The sequence below is a fragment of the Streptococcus sp. HSISS3 genome, from assembly GCF_000448605.1.
In the GTDB taxonomy this organism is placed as follows: Bacteria; Bacillota; Bacilli; order Lactobacillales; family Streptococcaceae; genus Streptococcus; species Streptococcus raffinosi.
In genome coordinates this window covers 589,453-606,880 of sequence record NZ_CM002130.1, presented here as the reverse complement: position 1 = coordinate 606,880, position 17,428 = coordinate 589,453, and the positions used below count along the sequence as shown (strand labels likewise).

12 protein-coding genes and 1 pseudogene are annotated in these 17,428 nt (G+C 41.2%); 1 reads left to right on the top strand and 12 read right to left on the bottom strand.

The genetic code is table 11. The annotated features are described in order from the left end of the window. Positions 1 to 236, top strand: a pseudogene (locus tag HSISS3_RS03040) (hypothetical protein); the annotation flags it as partial. A gap of 89 nt (positions 237 to 325) precedes the next feature. Here the strand turns inward: HSISS3_RS03040 and HSISS3_RS03035 are convergent. The 12 genes from HSISS3_RS03035 to HSISS3_RS11540 form a co-directional block, all read right to left on the bottom strand. Further along, positions 326 to 1,711: an MFS transporter gene (locus tag HSISS3_RS03035; RefSeq protein ID WP_021151638.1), complete on the bottom strand. Its 1,386-nt coding sequence runs from the start codon at positions 1,709 to 1,711 to the stop codon at positions 326 to 328. A gap of 23 nt (positions 1,712 to 1,734) precedes the next feature. Further along, positions 1,735 to 2,145 (bottom strand): MarR family winged helix-turn-helix transcriptional regulator, encoded by a 411-nt coding sequence (locus tag HSISS3_RS03030; RefSeq protein ID WP_021151637.1) that lies wholly within the window; start codon positions 2,143 to 2,145, stop codon positions 1,735 to 1,737. A 121-nt stretch (positions 2,146 to 2,266) separates the two neighbouring features. Continuing rightward, positions 2,267 to 2,839 carry a sugar O-acetyltransferase gene (locus tag HSISS3_RS03025; protein ID WP_021151636.1) on the bottom strand — a complete coding sequence of 191 codons (573 nt, stop codon included), beginning with the start codon at positions 2,837 to 2,839 and terminating at the stop codon, positions 2,267 to 2,269. A 101-nt stretch (positions 2,840 to 2,940) separates the two neighbouring features. Continuing rightward, positions 2,941 to 3,153: a hypothetical protein gene (locus HSISS3_RS12280; protein WP_240472097.1), complete on the bottom strand. Its 213-nt coding sequence runs from the start codon at positions 3,151 to 3,153 to the stop codon at positions 2,941 to 2,943. Between the two features lie 20 nt (positions 3,154 to 3,173). Then, positions 3,174 to 4,193 (bottom strand): AMP-binding protein, encoded by a 1,020-nt coding sequence (locus tag HSISS3_RS03020; RefSeq protein WP_021151634.1) that lies wholly within the window; start codon positions 4,191 to 4,193, stop codon positions 3,174 to 3,176. Position 4,194: 1 nt separating this feature from the next. Next, entirely contained in the window at positions 4,195 to 5,298 is a 1,104-nt protein-coding gene (locus tag HSISS3_RS03015) for a thiolase family protein (protein ID WP_021151633.1), read from the bottom strand. Next, positions 5,298 to 5,819 carry a hypothetical protein gene (locus HSISS3_RS03010; protein WP_021151632.1) on the bottom strand — a complete coding sequence of 174 codons (522 nt, stop codon included), beginning with the start codon at positions 5,817 to 5,819 and terminating at the stop codon, positions 5,298 to 5,300. The genes HSISS3_RS03015 and HSISS3_RS03010 overlap by 1 nt, the downstream gene beginning before the upstream one ends. A 222-nt stretch (positions 5,820 to 6,041) precedes the next feature. Further along, entirely contained in the window at positions 6,042 to 10,025 is a 3,984-nt protein-coding gene (locus tag HSISS3_RS03005) for a mucin-binding protein (RefSeq protein ID WP_021151631.1), read from the bottom strand. A 780-nt stretch (positions 10,026 to 10,805) separates the two neighbouring features. Further along, the gene (locus HSISS3_RS03000) at positions 10,806 to 15,191 is read right to left on the bottom strand and encodes a glycoside hydrolase family 70 protein (RefSeq protein WP_021151630.1); all 4,386 of its coding nucleotides are present in this window, start codon (positions 15,189 to 15,191) and stop codon (positions 10,806 to 10,808) included. 480 nt (positions 15,192 to 15,671) lie between these two features. Then, the gene (locus tag HSISS3_RS02995) at positions 15,672 to 16,439 is read right to left on the bottom strand and encodes a Cof-type HAD-IIB family hydrolase (protein WP_021151629.1); all 768 of its coding nucleotides are present in this window, start codon (positions 16,437 to 16,439) and stop codon (positions 15,672 to 15,674) included. 2 nt (positions 16,440 to 16,441) lie between these two features. Further along, positions 16,442 to 16,621 (bottom strand): hypothetical protein, encoded by a 180-nt coding sequence (locus HSISS3_RS11545; RefSeq protein ID WP_134954250.1) that lies wholly within the window; start codon positions 16,619 to 16,621, stop codon positions 16,442 to 16,444. 39 nt (positions 16,622 to 16,660) lie between these two features. Then, positions 16,661 to 17,428 (bottom strand): LPXTG cell wall anchor domain-containing protein (locus tag HSISS3_RS11540; protein ID WP_134954276.1); only part of this gene is annotated, 768 nt, incomplete at its 5' end.

Here is a 17,428-nt window from a genome sequence, read left to right as displayed (position 1 = left end):
CAGTTCTTTATCCTAATGTGTCAAGTTTTGAAGAGATGAAAGAGGCTTACGAAAAGACCATTCACTATTACCTATATCATGATCCCCAAGAGAGATTCAATGGGAAAACACCAGCTCAAGTGAGAGCTGAAGCACAAGAAAATCCAGAACAAGCTCCATATTATCCAATTAAACAATCTAAAAAATATAGAGATTACTGGAAAACTATTGCCGATAAGAAAAACCAGACTGCTTAACCCAAAGCAACCTGGTTCCTCACATTTTATTTATTTCAATTGTCTACTTGACACGGTACGTATCATCTTCCCTTGCTTCAATCTAATGATTAATCGTTCTTTTTGACGACGCTCACAAGTACAATCAGTTGGAATACTGCTAAAACAAGGAGAACTCTAAACCCATTTCGGCTCCCCTGAGCTGTTGCTTGAGCAAAGTCAATCTTATGATTGGTTTGACTTAAGGCAACAATGAGAGAAGCAAGCGTTGTTCCTACTGCTCCTGCAAATTGTTGGAGGGTATTAAAAATCGCATTGGCATCAGCTCGTTGGTCCAGTGGTAATTGCTTTTGTCCGTTAGTCATAATATTACCAAAGGCCACTCCTAGTCCCGTCATGAAAATCATGTAAAAGACAAGAATCAAGGTATTTGAAAGCGAGAGACCAAACAGAGTAAAGAGCAGCTGAGCAAGGACGATTAGACTGGCCCCAATCAAAATTGGTTTACGTGCCCCCATCTTATCAAGAATAATACCTGAGAAGGGAGCAAATCCAGCACCAATGATAGCACCCGGAAGAATCATCAAAGCAGCGAGAGTTGTATTAGAGTGGTTAACCAATTGCACATAGTTAGGTAAGATAAAGCTCATACCGAGCGATCCCAATTGCAAGGTAAAGAAAGCAGCGATATGGCCAGTAAGGCGAGGATTCTTCAGAATAGCGAGATTAATGATTGGATTTTCCAATTTCATAGAGCGCCAAACCAGAAGGACCAGCCCCAAAATACCAAGGACAAGCCAGCCAAGCACTGAGAAACTAAGAAAAGCATGATCTGCCATCCCGTGAAGGCCTAGAATCAAGCCCAAGAAAAGAAAAATGATGGCAAACAGGCTAAGAATATCAAAGGATTCACGTTTAACCTCACTCTTTTGCTCAATCGAACGAAGCCCTGCAATCAGTGAAGCCAAGAGAATAGGAAACTGAACAAGGAAAATAGACCGCCAACCAAAGTGTGCCGTTAGAAGACCACCGACAGTTGGGCCAATGGCTGGTGCAACTGCTGTAATCAGTGTACCAACCCCCATCATAAGACCAATCTTGCGACTTGGTACCCGCTCCAAAATGATGTTAAACATAAGAGGAAGGGCAAATCCAACCCCCATACCTTGTACCAAGCGTCCTAGGACAACAAAGCCAAAGTTAGGGGCTATAAAGTCGATAAGGACCCCCAAGACCGACAGAAGATTGGCGACCAGAAAGATTGATTTCATCTTAAAGGAACGCTTGAGGTAGGCTGATAAGGGCACCACGCAAGCAACGACTAATAGGTAGATGGTTGTGACCCACTGAACTGTTGATGTTGTTACTGAAAATTCCTTCATCAAAATTGGGAAGGTAATGTTCATGGCTGTTTCACCAGCCACTCCACAAAAGGAAAGGACACCTGTCGCAAAGATAGCAGACAAGACCTTAGTGGAGATTTTTTCATATGACATAAGTGTTTCTCCTCTGATGACGATTAAAGATTACGGTAGTGTTGTAAGATGTTGAGAAAGATTTCTCTTTCTTCAGCCGAAAATTGTTGGGCAAACTCTTCCTCTTCTGCCCGAAGATAGGTTTGACAGGCAGAAGCAATCTTAACTGCCTTGTCGGTTAGCGTAACTGCTTTTTGCCTAGCATCTTTCGATGAGGTATGACGTTCGATCAGACCTTTTTTCTCCATCCGCTGTAAGAGGACCGTTGTTGTCGAACGCTGAATGTTGAATTCATGCTCAATGTCCCTCTGAAAGATTTCTTCTTCCGCATGATTCATTAAAAAATCAATGACAGCCATCTGATTTCCCGTCAAACCAAATCGCTTGGCGAAATGGTCAAAGTGGCGCATCATGTTATTATTGGCTTGTTTCAACAAGCGTCCAAAATGGTCCAAAAGTCTACTCCTTAATTATATTGTTAGTTAACTAGCGTATTAAGTATAGGAGAATTTTAGCCCAATGTCAATATCACTTTCAACGGATGACAAAAAAACTCAAGGACTTATAGCCCTTGAGTTACTTTACGTAATCTTTTGTGACAGGAATTTCCTTAATCACACGCGCCGGATTTCCACCAAGAACCACATTATCGCCAAAGGACTTGGTGACGACTGCTCCTGCTCCAGCCACTACATTATTCCCCAAAGTCACGCCTGGAAGGATGATAACACCTCCACCAGCCCAGAAATTATCGCCAATGGTAATAGGTGCTCCATATTCAATGCCTGAATTACGCTCGGTTGGATCAAGCGGATGAAGAGGTGTTAGAAACTGACAATTAGGGCCAATCATGGCATTATCGCCAATCGTGATAGGACAAATATCCAGCATAGTCAAGTTCCAGTTGGAATAGAAATTTTCACCGATATGGATATTGACCCCATAATCAGTAACGAACTGAGGATTCATGGCAAGATTCTCACCAGTCGAACCAAACCAAGATTTGACAATCTCCGCCCTCTTGAGACGGTCAGGCTCCGCATTAAAGGCCATTTGCTTCTCTCTAGATTTAGCTGCTAGGGCACGTAACTCAGGGTCGCTAGGCTTATAAAAATCACCCGCAATCATTTTTTCATATTCTGTCGGCATGGCAGTCTCCTTTTGTGATTGTACTTCTATATTTTAGTATAGAATTGATGTCACCACAAGTGAGATCACAAAAAATCCCAAGTGCTCTACGCAACTTGAGATTAATGAGTTCTTTTTTGACAGAGCTTTTTCAAATGCTGAACATCCACCTTAGAACTATCCATCAAGGGAATGGCATCGATCGTATGCCAGTACTTGGGCTGCTCAGTGGCTAGTAAAACACTAGCAATCGACTTCTTAGCTTCTGATAAGGATATACTGTCTTTTAAAACAAGAAAGGCATGCACTTCATCACCAGCCAGATGACTGCTCAACTTGAGACAAAAGGCATCTTTTACGAAAGAACAAGAGAGTAGTTTTGTCTGATAGTTGGCAAATGCAACTTGGTTCCAGCATAATTAGCCCAATCAGATGGTCGCCCTTCTAAAATTAATCCTGCTTTTGAAAAATGACCATAGTCTTCTACCGTAAAGGGGCATCTTACTCCGACAGCCGCATAAGGAGTTGTAACATAAATTTTATTGTTTCTCAGCTTTATTTGGACATTTTTAAAAGCTCGACCAACCAAATTGGGATACTCTAAAACCTCTCTGCCCTTACACCAGCTGATGAAACTTAATTCACTAGCGCCATAAAAAACAATAATGTCGCAGGTCGGTTGCCTGTCATAAAGGTCACGAATCAGAGGAACTGGCAAGGTTTGAGAAGAACTGATGATATAAGACAAGTCAAGCTCCCTACTGTTTAAATGACTTGCTAGAACTTGTAGAAGGCTTGGTAAGAGATACAGATGACTAACTTGGCAGGTCTGACATAATTGCACCCAACTTCTCGGAGATGGTTTATCACTAATAATCAATTGCCCACCTTCATAAAGGACAGCCAAAGCCATGTTAAGGTTCCCTGAAAAACTAAAATTGCCTTTTAAAAATAAAGACGTTTTCTGGTCTATATGAAAAATGCGATTTTGCTCAGCAAAAAAGTCCACCCAAGAGGACATGGTTCGCCACAAAATCTTGGGTTTTCCACTTGTTCCCGAAGTCAAAATTCCAAAATCTGCTTCTAAACGTAAATCGGAGGCACTCGTTTCAGACGCTAAGGCCAGTCGGACTTCTGGTGACAAATTAGGATGACAAATAACAGGTTTTATGCCTAATGACAAAGCTGCTAAAAAAATCATCAACTGATCAAGCGGATAGTACTCTACGATAAAGCAAACGTCAGATGACTTTGAATCAAGTGTTGTCTGATTCATCATCCTTAATAAATCGCCGTAAGTGTAAGATTTGTCATCAATTACCAAAGCCTGCCGATGAGGATTCTGTTGAGCCCAAGCTTTTATTTTTTGAATCATGTTAAACTCCCACCCTTTCAATGAGGAAAGATATACCAACTCCTCCAGCACCGGCAATAGCACAAAGTCCATACCGCCCTTTTTGTAAACGGAGCGCCTGCATTACATGTAAAAGATTGATTGCCCCTGAACAACCATAAGGGTGACCATAAGCTAAGGCACCACCAAATAGATTGTAGCGGTTTACAGCTTCGGGAAAATGTCTTTGAAAGATACAATCAATCACTGAAAATGCTTCATTCCATTCAATAGCATCTATATCCGACATTGAAAGATTGACTTTCTTCAATAATTTTATAGTTGCTTTGTAAACTAATTCAGGACTGAAACGAGGATCTCCTGCTACCTGAGCCATGTCACAAATCTTAAACTCACCGACTTGATGGCTCAATAAAAGAAAAGCAGCACCATCATGTGTTAAACAAGAGTTTGCGGCACTGGTCAGACTGTCTGGACCTAAGATTGGAGGAATACGACTTAACAGTTTTTCTGAAATCTTAGGTCGAATCCCCTCATCCTTTTTCCCAGGCATTTCTAGGATAATAGGAGATAGAGCCCCTGTCTCCAAGGCCTTCTGCGCTTTAGCATGGCTCTTTAGAGTCCATTGATACAATTCTTTTTGAGTAACCCGATATTTTTGAGAGACCCGTTCGGCCCCTCTTATCATAGCTAGAGAATCCGTACTATCTGGTGAAAACTGAGCAACGTAGTAACTCCCTGTACGATCATCCTTGTCGGCATAAGTTCGCAAAGGTTGTAAGGATGAACTTTCAATGCCGCCTGCAATAATATTTTCCGATAAACCAGCCCTTATCTTAGCAAAAGCAAAACCAAGGGCGGCGCTTGCTGAAGCACACTGCATATCAATAGTTGTCGCAGGAACAGTTTCAGAATAATCGGACAAAAGTCCAGTTAAACGACCAATATTGCCACCTGTTCCAACAGCATTTCCGCAAATAATGTCATCAATGTGACATTCTGGATAACGCTTCTTTAAGGCATTTAAAATTCCAGCACCTAAATATTCTGGTCGCGTATTAGCGTATTGCTTTTGAAACAGTCCAATGGGTGTCCTTAATCCCGCTTGAATATATACATCTGCCATTAAACACTCTCTCCTTTTACTATGATAGTATCCCCTCTACACAGATAGAAGTCCTTTTGATGACAATAAAGTGATAATCTTTCTTGCGCATAGGCTGGCGCTAAAAAACGTAAGGATAAGACAGAAACTCTTTGTGGTAGAACCTGTCTCAAATAGTCTAAATAAAGACAGGCTGGAATTAAAAAGGGAGCCTGCTGATGTAGGGGATTGTAATCTCCAATTGCACTCACAAACTGCAGGATATCTGCCTTGGTAAATTGGACATCCGATAGAAAAGTAGCTGAGGATATATCTAGTTTATCTTGTGATTTTCTTCCAAAAGACGACGGTCTTTTCAATAAAAAGGTTGCTCTTAATGCCTCTCCACCTTTTACGAGTAAAATCTCCCGCAATCTTTTTTGATGTCTTAAAATAAGGGTTTGGTCTACTGCTTTCGTTTCTTGCCATTGTAGTTTTACAAGTAAACTATCTTTGGGTAAATCTGTATTCGATGATATCAATAGTGAAAATAATTTTCTCATCATCATTCTCCAGTAAAAAATATGAGTAAACCTATAAAAATATATAAGTTAACCATTTTATACTATAAAAAACTGGTCATATTGTCAATGATGAGTCAAAGATGCAAATAGCAGTGAGTCAAATGGCATGAAATTGCTAATGAACAAAAAAATCCCAAGTGCACTAAGCAACTTGAGATTTTCTTTCTGTCTGGGCATGCCTGAGTCATTCAGGGCTTTATATTATTTGTCCTTTTGATCTTTGTGATCTTTTTTATTTTTCTTTTTACGTCCGTTGCGGCCAAGTCCTAGACCTGTTACCGATACGGTGAAGCCTGCGATATTGATGGTTTCTTCAATCTTACCTTTGCTTGCTTCTTCCTCATTTGAGAGATTAATTGGCATCTTGTGTTTAGAGCCTTTACCCTCAGCTTGACTTGAAACAGGTGCTTCAAAGTCATCGCCTGGTCCATAAGTGACTGGTCCATCATGAGCTTCCACTTGCTCTTCGACTTGGTCGAGAACTTCTAGGTCTTGGATTTCTTCAACAACGATATCGTCTGCCTTGTCTTCCTTAGGTTTACCGTTAATATCGCCTGTAAGCGGGATATAAACAACGGTTTCTTCAAGGTTACGTTGACCTACTGTCTTACCTTCAACCTTGTCCTTATCAGCACTGTAACCTTCTACTTCAGGAGTGATGACTGTTTCAAACTGACCTTTATTTGAAGTCCAGTAGCTTGAACCAAGCTCTTCACCTGTAACCTTATCAATAGTCAAGCTACGTGTCCATTGAGCAGTTTGGATGTTATTGGCAGGAAGTTCTGCTTGTCCATCGCTAGATGTGTAGAGAACTGTGAAGGTTACGTCTTTGATGTAGCTTTCGCGTTCTGGCCATTTGGCACCATCAGGATTTGCTGGGTTGATTGGTGTACCAGCTTCTTGGATGTTATCTGGACCTACTTGAACGGTACCATGACGAAGGGTAACCATGAAGTTTTGGTCAACATGAGAATCGCCATCAAAGATAACGCCGTTTGTGAAGCCATCAGCAAGAAGAGTATAACCACGGTCGCTATAGTACTTGATACGTTCGATTGTTGAGTATTCAATCACTTCACCTGATTTACCAAGCAAGTCGACCACTTCAAGTTTCTTACGAGTTGTACCGTCAACATAAGTGACTGTAGCTTTCTGAGCATCCTTGAGGTAAGTAACCACTTCCATGATTTCAGGAGTTTCCACAGAAACATCTGTCATTTCAGCGACTTCTATACGGTCTGGTGTGAATCCGACAACCTCTGGTGAAGGAACAGCTGAGAAGCCAGCTTGAGTACTTGACCATGCTTCATAATTGATAGCACCTGTCACAAGGTTAACATTAGCCAAACGTTTGAAATCAAGAACTTCAACGTAGTCGTCGCTAGCCAAACCACCTTCTTCGAAGACATACTGGATGGTACGTGTCACATCGGCACGGTTTTCAAGCATCTCTAGGCTATTTGGCCAAACTGGGCTATTCACATCATTTGGATCTACGACTTCACCTGCAACTGGTGCTGGCATATCTGGGTCGATAAGAACCAAACGTTCACGAAGAACCACTTCGAAGACTTGGTCAAAGTCAGAGTCACCATTGTAAGTGTGGTCAAAGGCTTCTGCATAACCATCGTTGACAAGTTCATAACCTTGTTTGAGCAAGTTTGCGATTTGTTCATCAGTAGAGTAGTCAATCTTCTCACCTGAGCTTCCGACAACAACATCACGAGTCAATTCTGACTTATCAAGCTCATTCATGTAAAGGATAATAGCTTTTTGCTCATCCTTAGCATAAACCACGTTGGTATCTTGACCTGGGTGTTCTGGAGTAATAAAGGCCTTTTCAGAAATGTAACCAAGAACATCTGGAACGACTGTTTCCATAGCCATGGTTGGATCTTCAGGATCGTTGTTGTAGCTTGGAGTAGGTGCATTTTCGATTGGTGTACCATACTCATCTACTGGAATAATCTTACCAAGTTCTGTGTAAGTAACTGTATCTTCCACTTCTGGAAGGTCTGGGCGAACTTCAAGACCACCAGCTTGACGTTTATCTGCATAGAAGCCTTCAACTACTGGAACTTCTACAACATCATAAGTGAAGCTTTCTTGATCCCAAGTGCTTGTTTGTTCCACTTGGTTAAACTTCCCGTGGAAGCTGAAGCTATCTTGAATGTTGATAACTGGATCTTTGTAGCCTGCACCTTGGAAGGTAACCGTTTGTTTCGTATCTTGTGTGATATCATCCAAGATTGGTTCGTAAACCAAAGTTTGGTCCAGGCTGAGGTCAATTGGCAATACCAATTCACTTTCAGCTTGGTAGCCAGCAACTTGTGGTGCTGGTGTCTCAATAACTTGCGTAGCATCTTGAGGATCATTAGCATAATGAACTGGCTCTGCATCCGCGATTGGATTACCAAAGGTATCAACAGGGATAATCTTACCAAGCTCTTTATAGGCAACACTATCTGTTGCTTCTGGTTTATCAGGTGTAACAACCTGCATACCAGCAACTGCCTTGTCCGCAAAGTAACCTTCGATAACTGGAACATTGACCTTAGCGAAAGTATAGCTGTCTTGATCCCAAGTGTAAGTATCTTCTGCTTGGTTGTACTTACCAGTGAAGCTGAAGTCAGACTGAATATTAACAGACGGTGTTGCTTCGCCAGCTCCTTTGAAGAAGACAGTTTGCAAGGTTGGTTGCGTGACATCCTCTAGAATTGGAGCATATTCGACAAGAATATCGTCTGTCAAGCTCTCAGGCATGACACTTTGTTGCATTGGACGGTAACCCGGAATGTGTGGAACAAGTGTCTCACTAACCTTAGTTGGGTTATTGGCATCATTGTTAAAGGTTGGCGTTGGAACGTTTGGAATCAAGCGTCCATTCGCATCAATAGGAATGATCTTACCAAGTGGAACGTAGGTAACGGTTTCTTCCATATTATCTTCAGTAACATCTCTACCCTTAACTTCTACTCTATCCGCAAAATAGCCTAAAACAACTGGTGCATAGATATCATAATACTTGGTTTTGTTTGGAGACCACTCTGTCTCATCAACAAGCTCACCTGTAACCTTGTCGAAGGTAAGAGTACGCACCCAATAAGCCTTTTGCACATCAGCATTTGGCAAATCAGCATTGCCATCTGTACTTCTGTAAAAGACTGTGAAGCTTACTTCTTTTTCGTAAGCATACTTAGATGGCCATTTAGGTCCATCTGGATTATTAGGATTGATTGGAGTATCTGGGACTTGCTCATTGTCAGGTCCCACCTTGGCAACATCGTGTTGCAAGAGGACGAACCACTCTTGATCATCAATATCTTTATCATCAAAAATGGCATCCTTAGGGAATTCATCCTGAATCAAGTCATATCCCATGTCCTTGAAAGTCTTGATACGTGTTGCTGTCCCGTATTCAATCGCTTCACCCAATTCACCGGTCAACTGGTCACTAACCAAGTAAGCACCGGTAGTTTCATCAATATAAGTGATGCTGGCTTTCTTGAAAATTTTACGATACACAACCGGAGTGTCCGCTCCTGGTTTGTTCGGTACTACACTTTTAATATCTGTCATATAATCTTGAACAGCTGGTGTTGCTGTCTCACCCGCCTTTCGTGGATCTTTTTTGTTATTGTTATACTGCTTAGTCAAAGCACCTGGAATATATTCCCCATCTTCTGTCACAGGGATAATGCGTCCCAATTTCCTATAGGTCACATGTTCCGTTACCGTTGGCACATAGGGCGTGACAACGTTAAAACCCGCTTCCTTTTGGTCAGCTAAATAGCCCTGGACAACTGGTACCGATATCTTAGGATAGGTATAACTGTCCTTGTCCCATTCGATTAAACCAGTCTTCCTATCCCTAGTTCCTGTGAAGACATGGTTTTCCATGACTTCAGGATTTGGAGTTTGCGAATCTGCTCCTTGAAAGATAATCTCCTGCTTGGATGGAATCCTCACGGTTTCCGATTGAGCATGATTATCAAAGAGAACTTCGTCAGCTCTGGCAAAATCTAATGGAGAGGGGGCACCGTGGTCAGAGCGACTTTTTGGGTTAGTCAATAAATTAGAAAGATCTATAGTATCAACTAAATCAGAGTCCGCTGATTTACGTGCAATATGCTCTTCAGCAGTTCTTGCTGCTGCTTCAGTTGCATCTTCCCTATAGGCTCTCAAAAATACTCCCCCTTTCTTCTTTTTATGAGAAATAAAATCCTATACTTGCTAAGTTCTCATGGAAATCTTTTCTATTAAGATTTCATTTTCCCTCGGAGAAACTAACAAGTTCTTATCAAAGATTAAAATTTTTGATATCTCTTATATATACTATAATACGAGAATCGAATTTTTACAAGTAAGGTGTAAGAACTTTAATCATTTTAACCCCTAAGTGAAAAAATAGTGCTTTAATGTGCGATATCTATCAAGTAGTTTACGAAAGTGACATCAAAATGAGATTACCCCGACAACTTAAATGATGAGTCTTTAATGGAGCTTTCTCTCCCTAAAGACACTCTCATAAGAAATACACTATAAACTATCACAACTATTTCTCATTTTTGAATGGCTAGAGCCTTACTGTATTTGTTAAAGAAATGGCCTATTAGGAACGACACAGGCCAAGCCTGCGACTAGTCCTCGACTAGGGAATGCCAATAAATAACTGGCATTACTCCTAGTATAGATTGACTTTGACGCTTCGTCAATAGATTGGGAGCATTTAATGAAAATCCCTAATTTTAAAGCTTTCTCGTATTAAATTGTGCATTAATAATAGTTATTTGGATTAGGCTATTTTGATGTCATACTGGGCACCAAATAGTCATAGGTATTTCACAACTCATCCAAGAAAAGGGTTAAATGACTTATTCACAGTCCACATCTAAGTCTTTACTGAAACCCAGTTACGCCATAAAAACCGAGACTGTTGTCTCGGTTCATACAGTTTGGAAACGATTAGATTTGTCCTCGGCCTTCACCATCAAAGTAAACCCACCATCCTGGACTCACTTCAACCCAACGGTTGACAGCCATTTCACCTGAATTTGGATCAAAGTAACGAACAACACCGTTCACGCGAACCAAATGACCTTTGATTTGCTTACCATTGTTATCAAAGAGGAGGTTTTGACCATTGATATTAACCATGCCTTTGACAGCATTACCATTACCATCGAAGTAATACCAGCTACCATCAATTTCGTGGAATCGATTACGGTAAAGGTCACCTGAATTTACATCATAGTAACGAAGGTTGCCATCTACGTTTGTCAAAGCACCTTTGACCTGACGACCATTTTGATCAAAGTAGAGGTCTTGACCATTGATGTTTTGTGAACCTTTTACGGCTGCTCCATCATTATTGAAGTAAGCCCAAACACCTGGTTCGATTTCTGCGAATCGGTTGCGAGCCAATTCACCTGAGTTAGCATCATAGTAACGGATAGTACCATTCTCATTAACAGTACGCCCTTTAACTTGAACACCATTGTTGTCGAAGAAGAGTTCTTGACCATTTATGTTTTGGTGACCTGTCACACGTTTACCATTACCATCGTAGTATGCCCAAACGTTATTACCAATTTGTACGAATTGGTTGCGACCTGATGTATTGTTATTGTTGTTATCTGGTTTTGGATCTTGTTTACCGTTTGCATTCAAGACACCGTTTTGGTCATAGTAGAACACTTGACCTCTGCGGTTTTGACGGTAACCATCACGCAACTGCACACCATTAGCGAGGAAGAAGTATTGTTTACCATCGATAGTCTTTTCACCGATTGCCATGCGACCTGAGTTATCAAAGTAGTAAACATTTCCGTCGTTATCTTTTATGAAGGCATTCTTAGCACGTTTGCCATCGTTATAACGATAGTAAACACTGCCCCAGCTCTTCTCGAACTTACCACTACCATCACCGTTTTGGTTGTCGTTGTTAGTTGATTGGTTGCTTCCGACTACTTTTGGAAGGCTAACTTTACCACCATTTGTACCATAGTAACCACTTAGACCATTCTTAAGCACGTACTCTGAACCACGGTCAAGAATGTTAGTACCATTCATGTACTTCGCAGACCACTGTGTAATCTTCTCGTCAGTAGTCATACGTTTACCAGTAGAGATTTGAACACGGTCAAAGATTTGTGGGTAAAGACGTTTCAATTCATCAAGGAAGGCACCACCATATTTACCTTGGTAGTCGTTACCAAAAGTACGTGTCTTAGCAGCATAGAGGCTATGATTGATGATTGCGCCGTCTTTAGTTTCACCATAGTTATTAACACGAGTTGCAGTGACCACTTCATCACCCGGAAGGTTGTAGATTTGGTCTGGAACCCAGTCAGCAATCGCTGAGATACCTACAGCGTGGAGCGATTTAAGAGCTGCTTTCAAGTCAGCCAATGAACCGTACTTGTTGTCCTTACTCATACCAATATCATAACGGTCTGTAAAGGCATAACCATTTTGGATGACTGAGTCAAGGAAGCTACCGTCATCACTTGAAACGTATTGTGGGGCAAATTCGAATGATGTAATACCCCATGATTTGAAGAGGTTTGCATTTTCAGCAATCTTCTTGTTAGTGTATTGTGATGGGTCTTGGACGAAGTCTTGGAAGTTTGAGAATCCTTCGTAGATAACTTGTGAATCAAGGGCAGTTGATGATTCATAAACCAAACCACTGCTATTCTTAGATTTACTTGGAGCAACACGAACATCTTGATTTTCTGATGCACCTACTGGCACCCAAACAGCCAAATAGCCATCCACTTGAGCATTACGCACACCACTGATTTCACTTGGTCTGAAAGTCAAATTACCGTTGCCATCAGTGTATTTAACAATACCATTAGCATCTGAATCATTTAGATATGTAGCAATGCCATCTTTTGTTGTTAGAAGCAATGGACGATATGCCTGATTACGGTGGGCAGCTCCCATGCTCACTGTCAAATTGCTATTCAAACGAAGAGCTGGTTGGTTGGAAAGAATAACAGCCATACCTTGATTACGTGTTTCAGCTGTTCCACCATCTGAAGCGTTATTTGCTCCTGTACCATATCGTACTGATGTTAAGATTCCTGAAGCATCCCAACCATTCGTATTACCATAACCGATGTAGTTAACCTTCATATCTTGACCACCAGCTGCATAGCGGATACGGCCTTTCAAGAGGGTTTCAATAGCATCATAATATGGTGATTTTTGAGCCATATATTGACCATCATCTGTGTACATATCTCCATAGTAAACACGTGGCACAGTGTCCTTATGCGTAAGCATCAAGGCATATGCTGATGGGATATTATATTGTGTGTACTGCTTGTTAGCACTACGCATGTCTCTGTTGTAGATTTCAAAGGCTTTCTTCATTTCATCAAGAGTGAAGGTATTCCCTGTTGATTGAGGATTGATTTCATTTTTGATGATTTGACCAATGATTGATTGTACCTCAGAGTCGTGAGCACGCACAAAGGCGTAGTTAGCCATACGTTTAGAGTTTTTACCACTTTCAGAACGGTCATTCATACTATTTGAAATGAGTGGTTCAACTCCTGAACGGTTACCGATTGGACGCAAGAGTGAATACACCAATGCCAAGTGCATAGGGTCATCCATTGGCAATTGAGCACCTTTAGTGTCTTCATTGTAGTATGGGTCATTGTGAGACCATGCTTCCAAGATAGACATGTGTTTAATGGCTTGATCTTGACTTTGATCAGCACCGTATTTAGCTTTAAAGTAATCTGAAGCAATTTGGAGAAGGTCGGCATTGACATTATCCACGGCATCGACACGAACACCATCGAAGTTTTCATCTTCAGAACCACCAGTGATAGTACCGATGTTCATGATGTAGTGGAGCCAGTTCAACTGCTCAGCTTGAACCGCAGGGTTTGAGTTATCGATATCATTAGCCAACAAGAACTCGAAACCACCGTTGCTTGTATCCTTGGTATACTTAGGATTGCGTTTACCTGTTTGGCTAGTCGGTGTGCGGTTCAGGAGACGATAGTCAGAGTTAGCATGACTTGTACGACTATCGTTGTTATAGAGAAGGGCACCACCTTGCAAGTGATCGCTGTTATCAAGATTTTCAGAAGTTGAATTCCAACCTGGTTGGGTCTTCACGAAATTTTTGATAGTTGTACGCAACCAGTCAGTGTTGCCTTCACGCGCAATACGTTCTTCAATACGTTTTTGAACTTCAAGCGCTGCTTGGTCCATCTGAGTTTGTGAGCTGAATGACGTATAGGTCTGATTGGTACCGAGACCTTGCTCCTTCATGTAGTTGAGGTAGCTCGCTTGGATAGCCTTGCTTGGCCACCAAACTGTAAGCAATGGACGTTTGTCATTTTCAGTTGAGGCAGTCCACTCTTTACCATCTTTCAAGATTTCTTTTGGACGGTACCATGTGTTGGCAGTGAAGTAACCATCAACGAGTTCGATATCTTTTTCAGTTTTACCATAAAAGGCGTTCTTATCACCATTTACAGTAGCATTTGTGTTGGTTGTGCTATCAGCTGCTGAACCAGTACCACCATTTTTATCGAAACGATAGTCTTTTTGGTTAGACAATTCACCAGTTTCGGCATTAAAGTATTGGCTACCGCCGTTACGTTCAAGGACATAGTTCTTACGAACAGTACCGTCATCTTCAACATAGTATTCTTTACCATTAATGGTCTTGATGTGGCTTGGACCGTCAGCAACAACATTATTTGTTGCTGGAAGATCATTATTGACAACTGTAACAGTATTATTGCCGTTATTGGCAGTGTTTGTGTTGCCATTAACTGGTGTGGCACGGCGGCCTCCTGAAGGACCACGGCGGGAACCAGTTGCACGACGTGTCGCTGTCGCTGCACGATCCGTAACTGTTCCTGTGTCAGTTGCTGTATTTGCTGCACGGTCTGTCGTAGCAGCTGGTGTTGTTGTATCCACTGCACGATCTGTACCAACTGGGGTAGCTGTATCAACCGCACGGTCCGTAACAGCTGGTGCAGTTGTATCTACTGCATTGGTTGCTGCTGTGTTAGTTGTATCCGTTGTCAAAGCAAATGTTGCTACTGGTGCTGCTTGGTCAGTAGTGACATCGTTTGTTGTCGCAATTACTGCTGTTGGATCTTGAGTTGTTGCTGTATCATTAGATACAGTACCCGTGTCAACAGTAATATCGGGGATGGCTACGTTAGCATCCGTGTGTTCGTCGGCCTGAACGACACCGTCGTTAGTCCCTAAAGAAACAGCTGAGACCGCACCTACTGACAATCCTGTCACGGCAATGGTTACCCATTGTTTCTTAACTTTGTGCATTTTATAATGTACTTTTTTGTCCATATAAAAAGACTCCTTTTTCCCATTAATAGCTTAATTCTAAAACATTGAAAGCATTTTTTCAATAAAATCTGATGAATTTTCATAATTTTTAGAAAAGTCACTTCAATTTTTTAAGACAATTAGTTAGAGATGAGCATTTTGAAATAGAAAATCAGCCATTTTGTTTGTACTTAAAGAGAAATAAAGGATGATACTACTGCTATTTAGAATGACTATTGACAAACCATCAATTTTAATACTAAGGCAAGGAAATCTAATGGAAAAAGACCAAATCCTTAAGGCTTTCTCTCCCCAAAACTCAAAAAACATCACCCTGGTCGACCCCTTAGGTCACTAAAGATGGTGTCTTTTTTAGGGGAACTTCTCATAGAAAGAGTAAATTCTAACTATCTAAGCTATTCAATCCCAAGCAAGACATAACAAAAAGTAGATTAGGACCAGGTCCTAATCTACTTTTATTTTAGATATTGAATGTTAAGCTCATAAGTCTAATAAGTTTTCCAAATGCGTAACGGCATCTGCAAAGTTATCTACGACGTAGGTTGCTGCTTCTTTGACGACCTCTGGGGCATGTGACATACAGTAAGAGATGTCCGCCACCTCAAACATGGAGATGTCATTACCTGAATCACCAAATGATACAACTGGTTGATAATGCCTTTTTAAAAGCTCTAATCCGCTTCCCTTAGAAACCCCTTTGGCAGTCACTTCTATACGAGTGCTCCCTGATTGATAAAATTCTAAATTAGGAAAACGAGCTTTAAGTTCTTGGACATAGGTCGCAGCCTTGTCTGCCTCTGGTCGAAGGTTAAATTTGTAAAGACAACGTTGGCGAACATTTTCATAAAGATTGTCCATACAGAGGATAGGCATGTTCCATAAACGACGCTTATCCTCATGATTAAAATTCCCAACTCTTTCCTGGTTATCTAGAGCATCGAAAGTAATTGATTCTTCCTTGAGATATTTCAATAAGTTATCAACATCCGTTGGAGGTAACGTTTTCGAAAATACAACCTGATCCTTCTCAGTAACGACTGCACCATTATAGCCAATAGCACAGACCACATTAAGGTGATTACGTTCGGCAATATAAGTAATTTCCTTAACAGAGCGTCCTGTAGCAATGGCAAAATCACTATAGGCAGACAATTTTTCATAAGCCTGTAAATCTTCTGGATGGATTTGAATGGAATTTTTGACAAAAGTTCCGTCTAAATCCGTCACACATAAGATGTTATGTGTCATAACTATTCCTCTAAACTTAAAATATCTTGAATTTCCATTTTTAGAACATTGGCATAAGCACCGTAAATGGACTGCATTTGCATACCATTTTCCGCAAAACCAAGAGCTTCGTATTTTTTGATAATCGTGTCTTTGTCCACTAGTGACTTGTCTTTGACATCCACGCTTGAGGTGTTTTTCACTTAACTAAGTATTCAATGACTTATTTAGAAAGCTACAAATTAATAATCTTCACTCTCTTCGTCATCTTTCTTACGTTTGACAAGAAAGGCAAGACCTGTTGCCGTTGCCAAAGCACCTAAAGCAAGAGCTACCGATGAGTCTTCCTCACCAGTCTTAGGAAGAGCTTGGCTACCACGTTTGATCTTAGAATCTTTAACTTCAGAAGATGATGCTGAAGTAGTCATTGAAGCAGACAAGGATGTGCTTAATGACTCACTCATTGAGGTTGAGACACTTACTGAAGCTGAAATGCTAGTTGAAGCACTTGCTGATTCTGAAGCACTCATTGAATCTGAAATTGAGGCACTTGCGCTTTGCGATTCAGAGACGGACGTTGAGACGGATTGACTCGCTGAAACTGAGGCACTTGTGCTTGCACTTTCTGATTCCGATACGCTCAATGAATTAGAAACTGATTGGCTTGCTGAAACTGAGGTGCTAGTGCTTTGTGATTCAGAGACGGACGTTGAGACGGATTGACTCGCTGAAATTGAGGTGCTGGTACTTGCACTCTCTGATTCTGATAAACTCAATGAATCAGAAACTGATTGGTTCGTTGAGATTGAAGCGCTTGTGCTTTGTGATTCAGAAACTGACGTTGAGACGAACTGACTCGCTGAAACAGAGACACTGGTACTTGCACTTTCTGATTCTGAGACGCTCAATGAATTAGAAACCGATTGGCTCGCTGAGATTGAGGCGCTCGTGCTTTGCGATTCAGAAACTGATGTTGAGATAGATTGACTCGCTGAAACAGAGACACTGGT

Coding starts and splice junctions, on each gene's coding strand:
- HSISS3_RS03010 (WP_021151632.1), bottom strand. CDS start 5,819: ATGAGAAAATTATTTTCACTATTGATATCATCGAATACAGATTTACCC.
- HSISS3_RS03035 (WP_021151638.1), bottom strand. CDS start 1,711: ATGTCATATGAAAAAATCTCCACTAAGGTCTTGTCTGCTATCTTTGCG.
- HSISS3_RS03015 (WP_021151633.1), bottom strand. CDS start 5,298: ATGGCAGATGTATATATTCAAGCGGGATTAAGGACACCCATTGGACTG.
- HSISS3_RS03025 (WP_021151636.1), bottom strand. CDS start 2,839: ATGCCGACAGAATATGAAAAAATGATTGCGGGTGATTTTTATAAGCCT.
- HSISS3_RS02995 (WP_021151629.1), bottom strand. CDS start 16,439: ATGACACATAACATCTTATGTGTGACGGATTTAGACGGAACTTTTGTC.
- HSISS3_RS03000 (WP_021151630.1), bottom strand. CDS start 15,191: ATGGACAAAAAAGTACATTATAAAATGCACAAAGTTAAGAAACAATGG.
- HSISS3_RS03020 (WP_021151634.1), bottom strand. CDS start 4,193: ATGATTCAAAAAATAAAAGCTTGGGCTCAACAGAATCCTCATCGGCAG.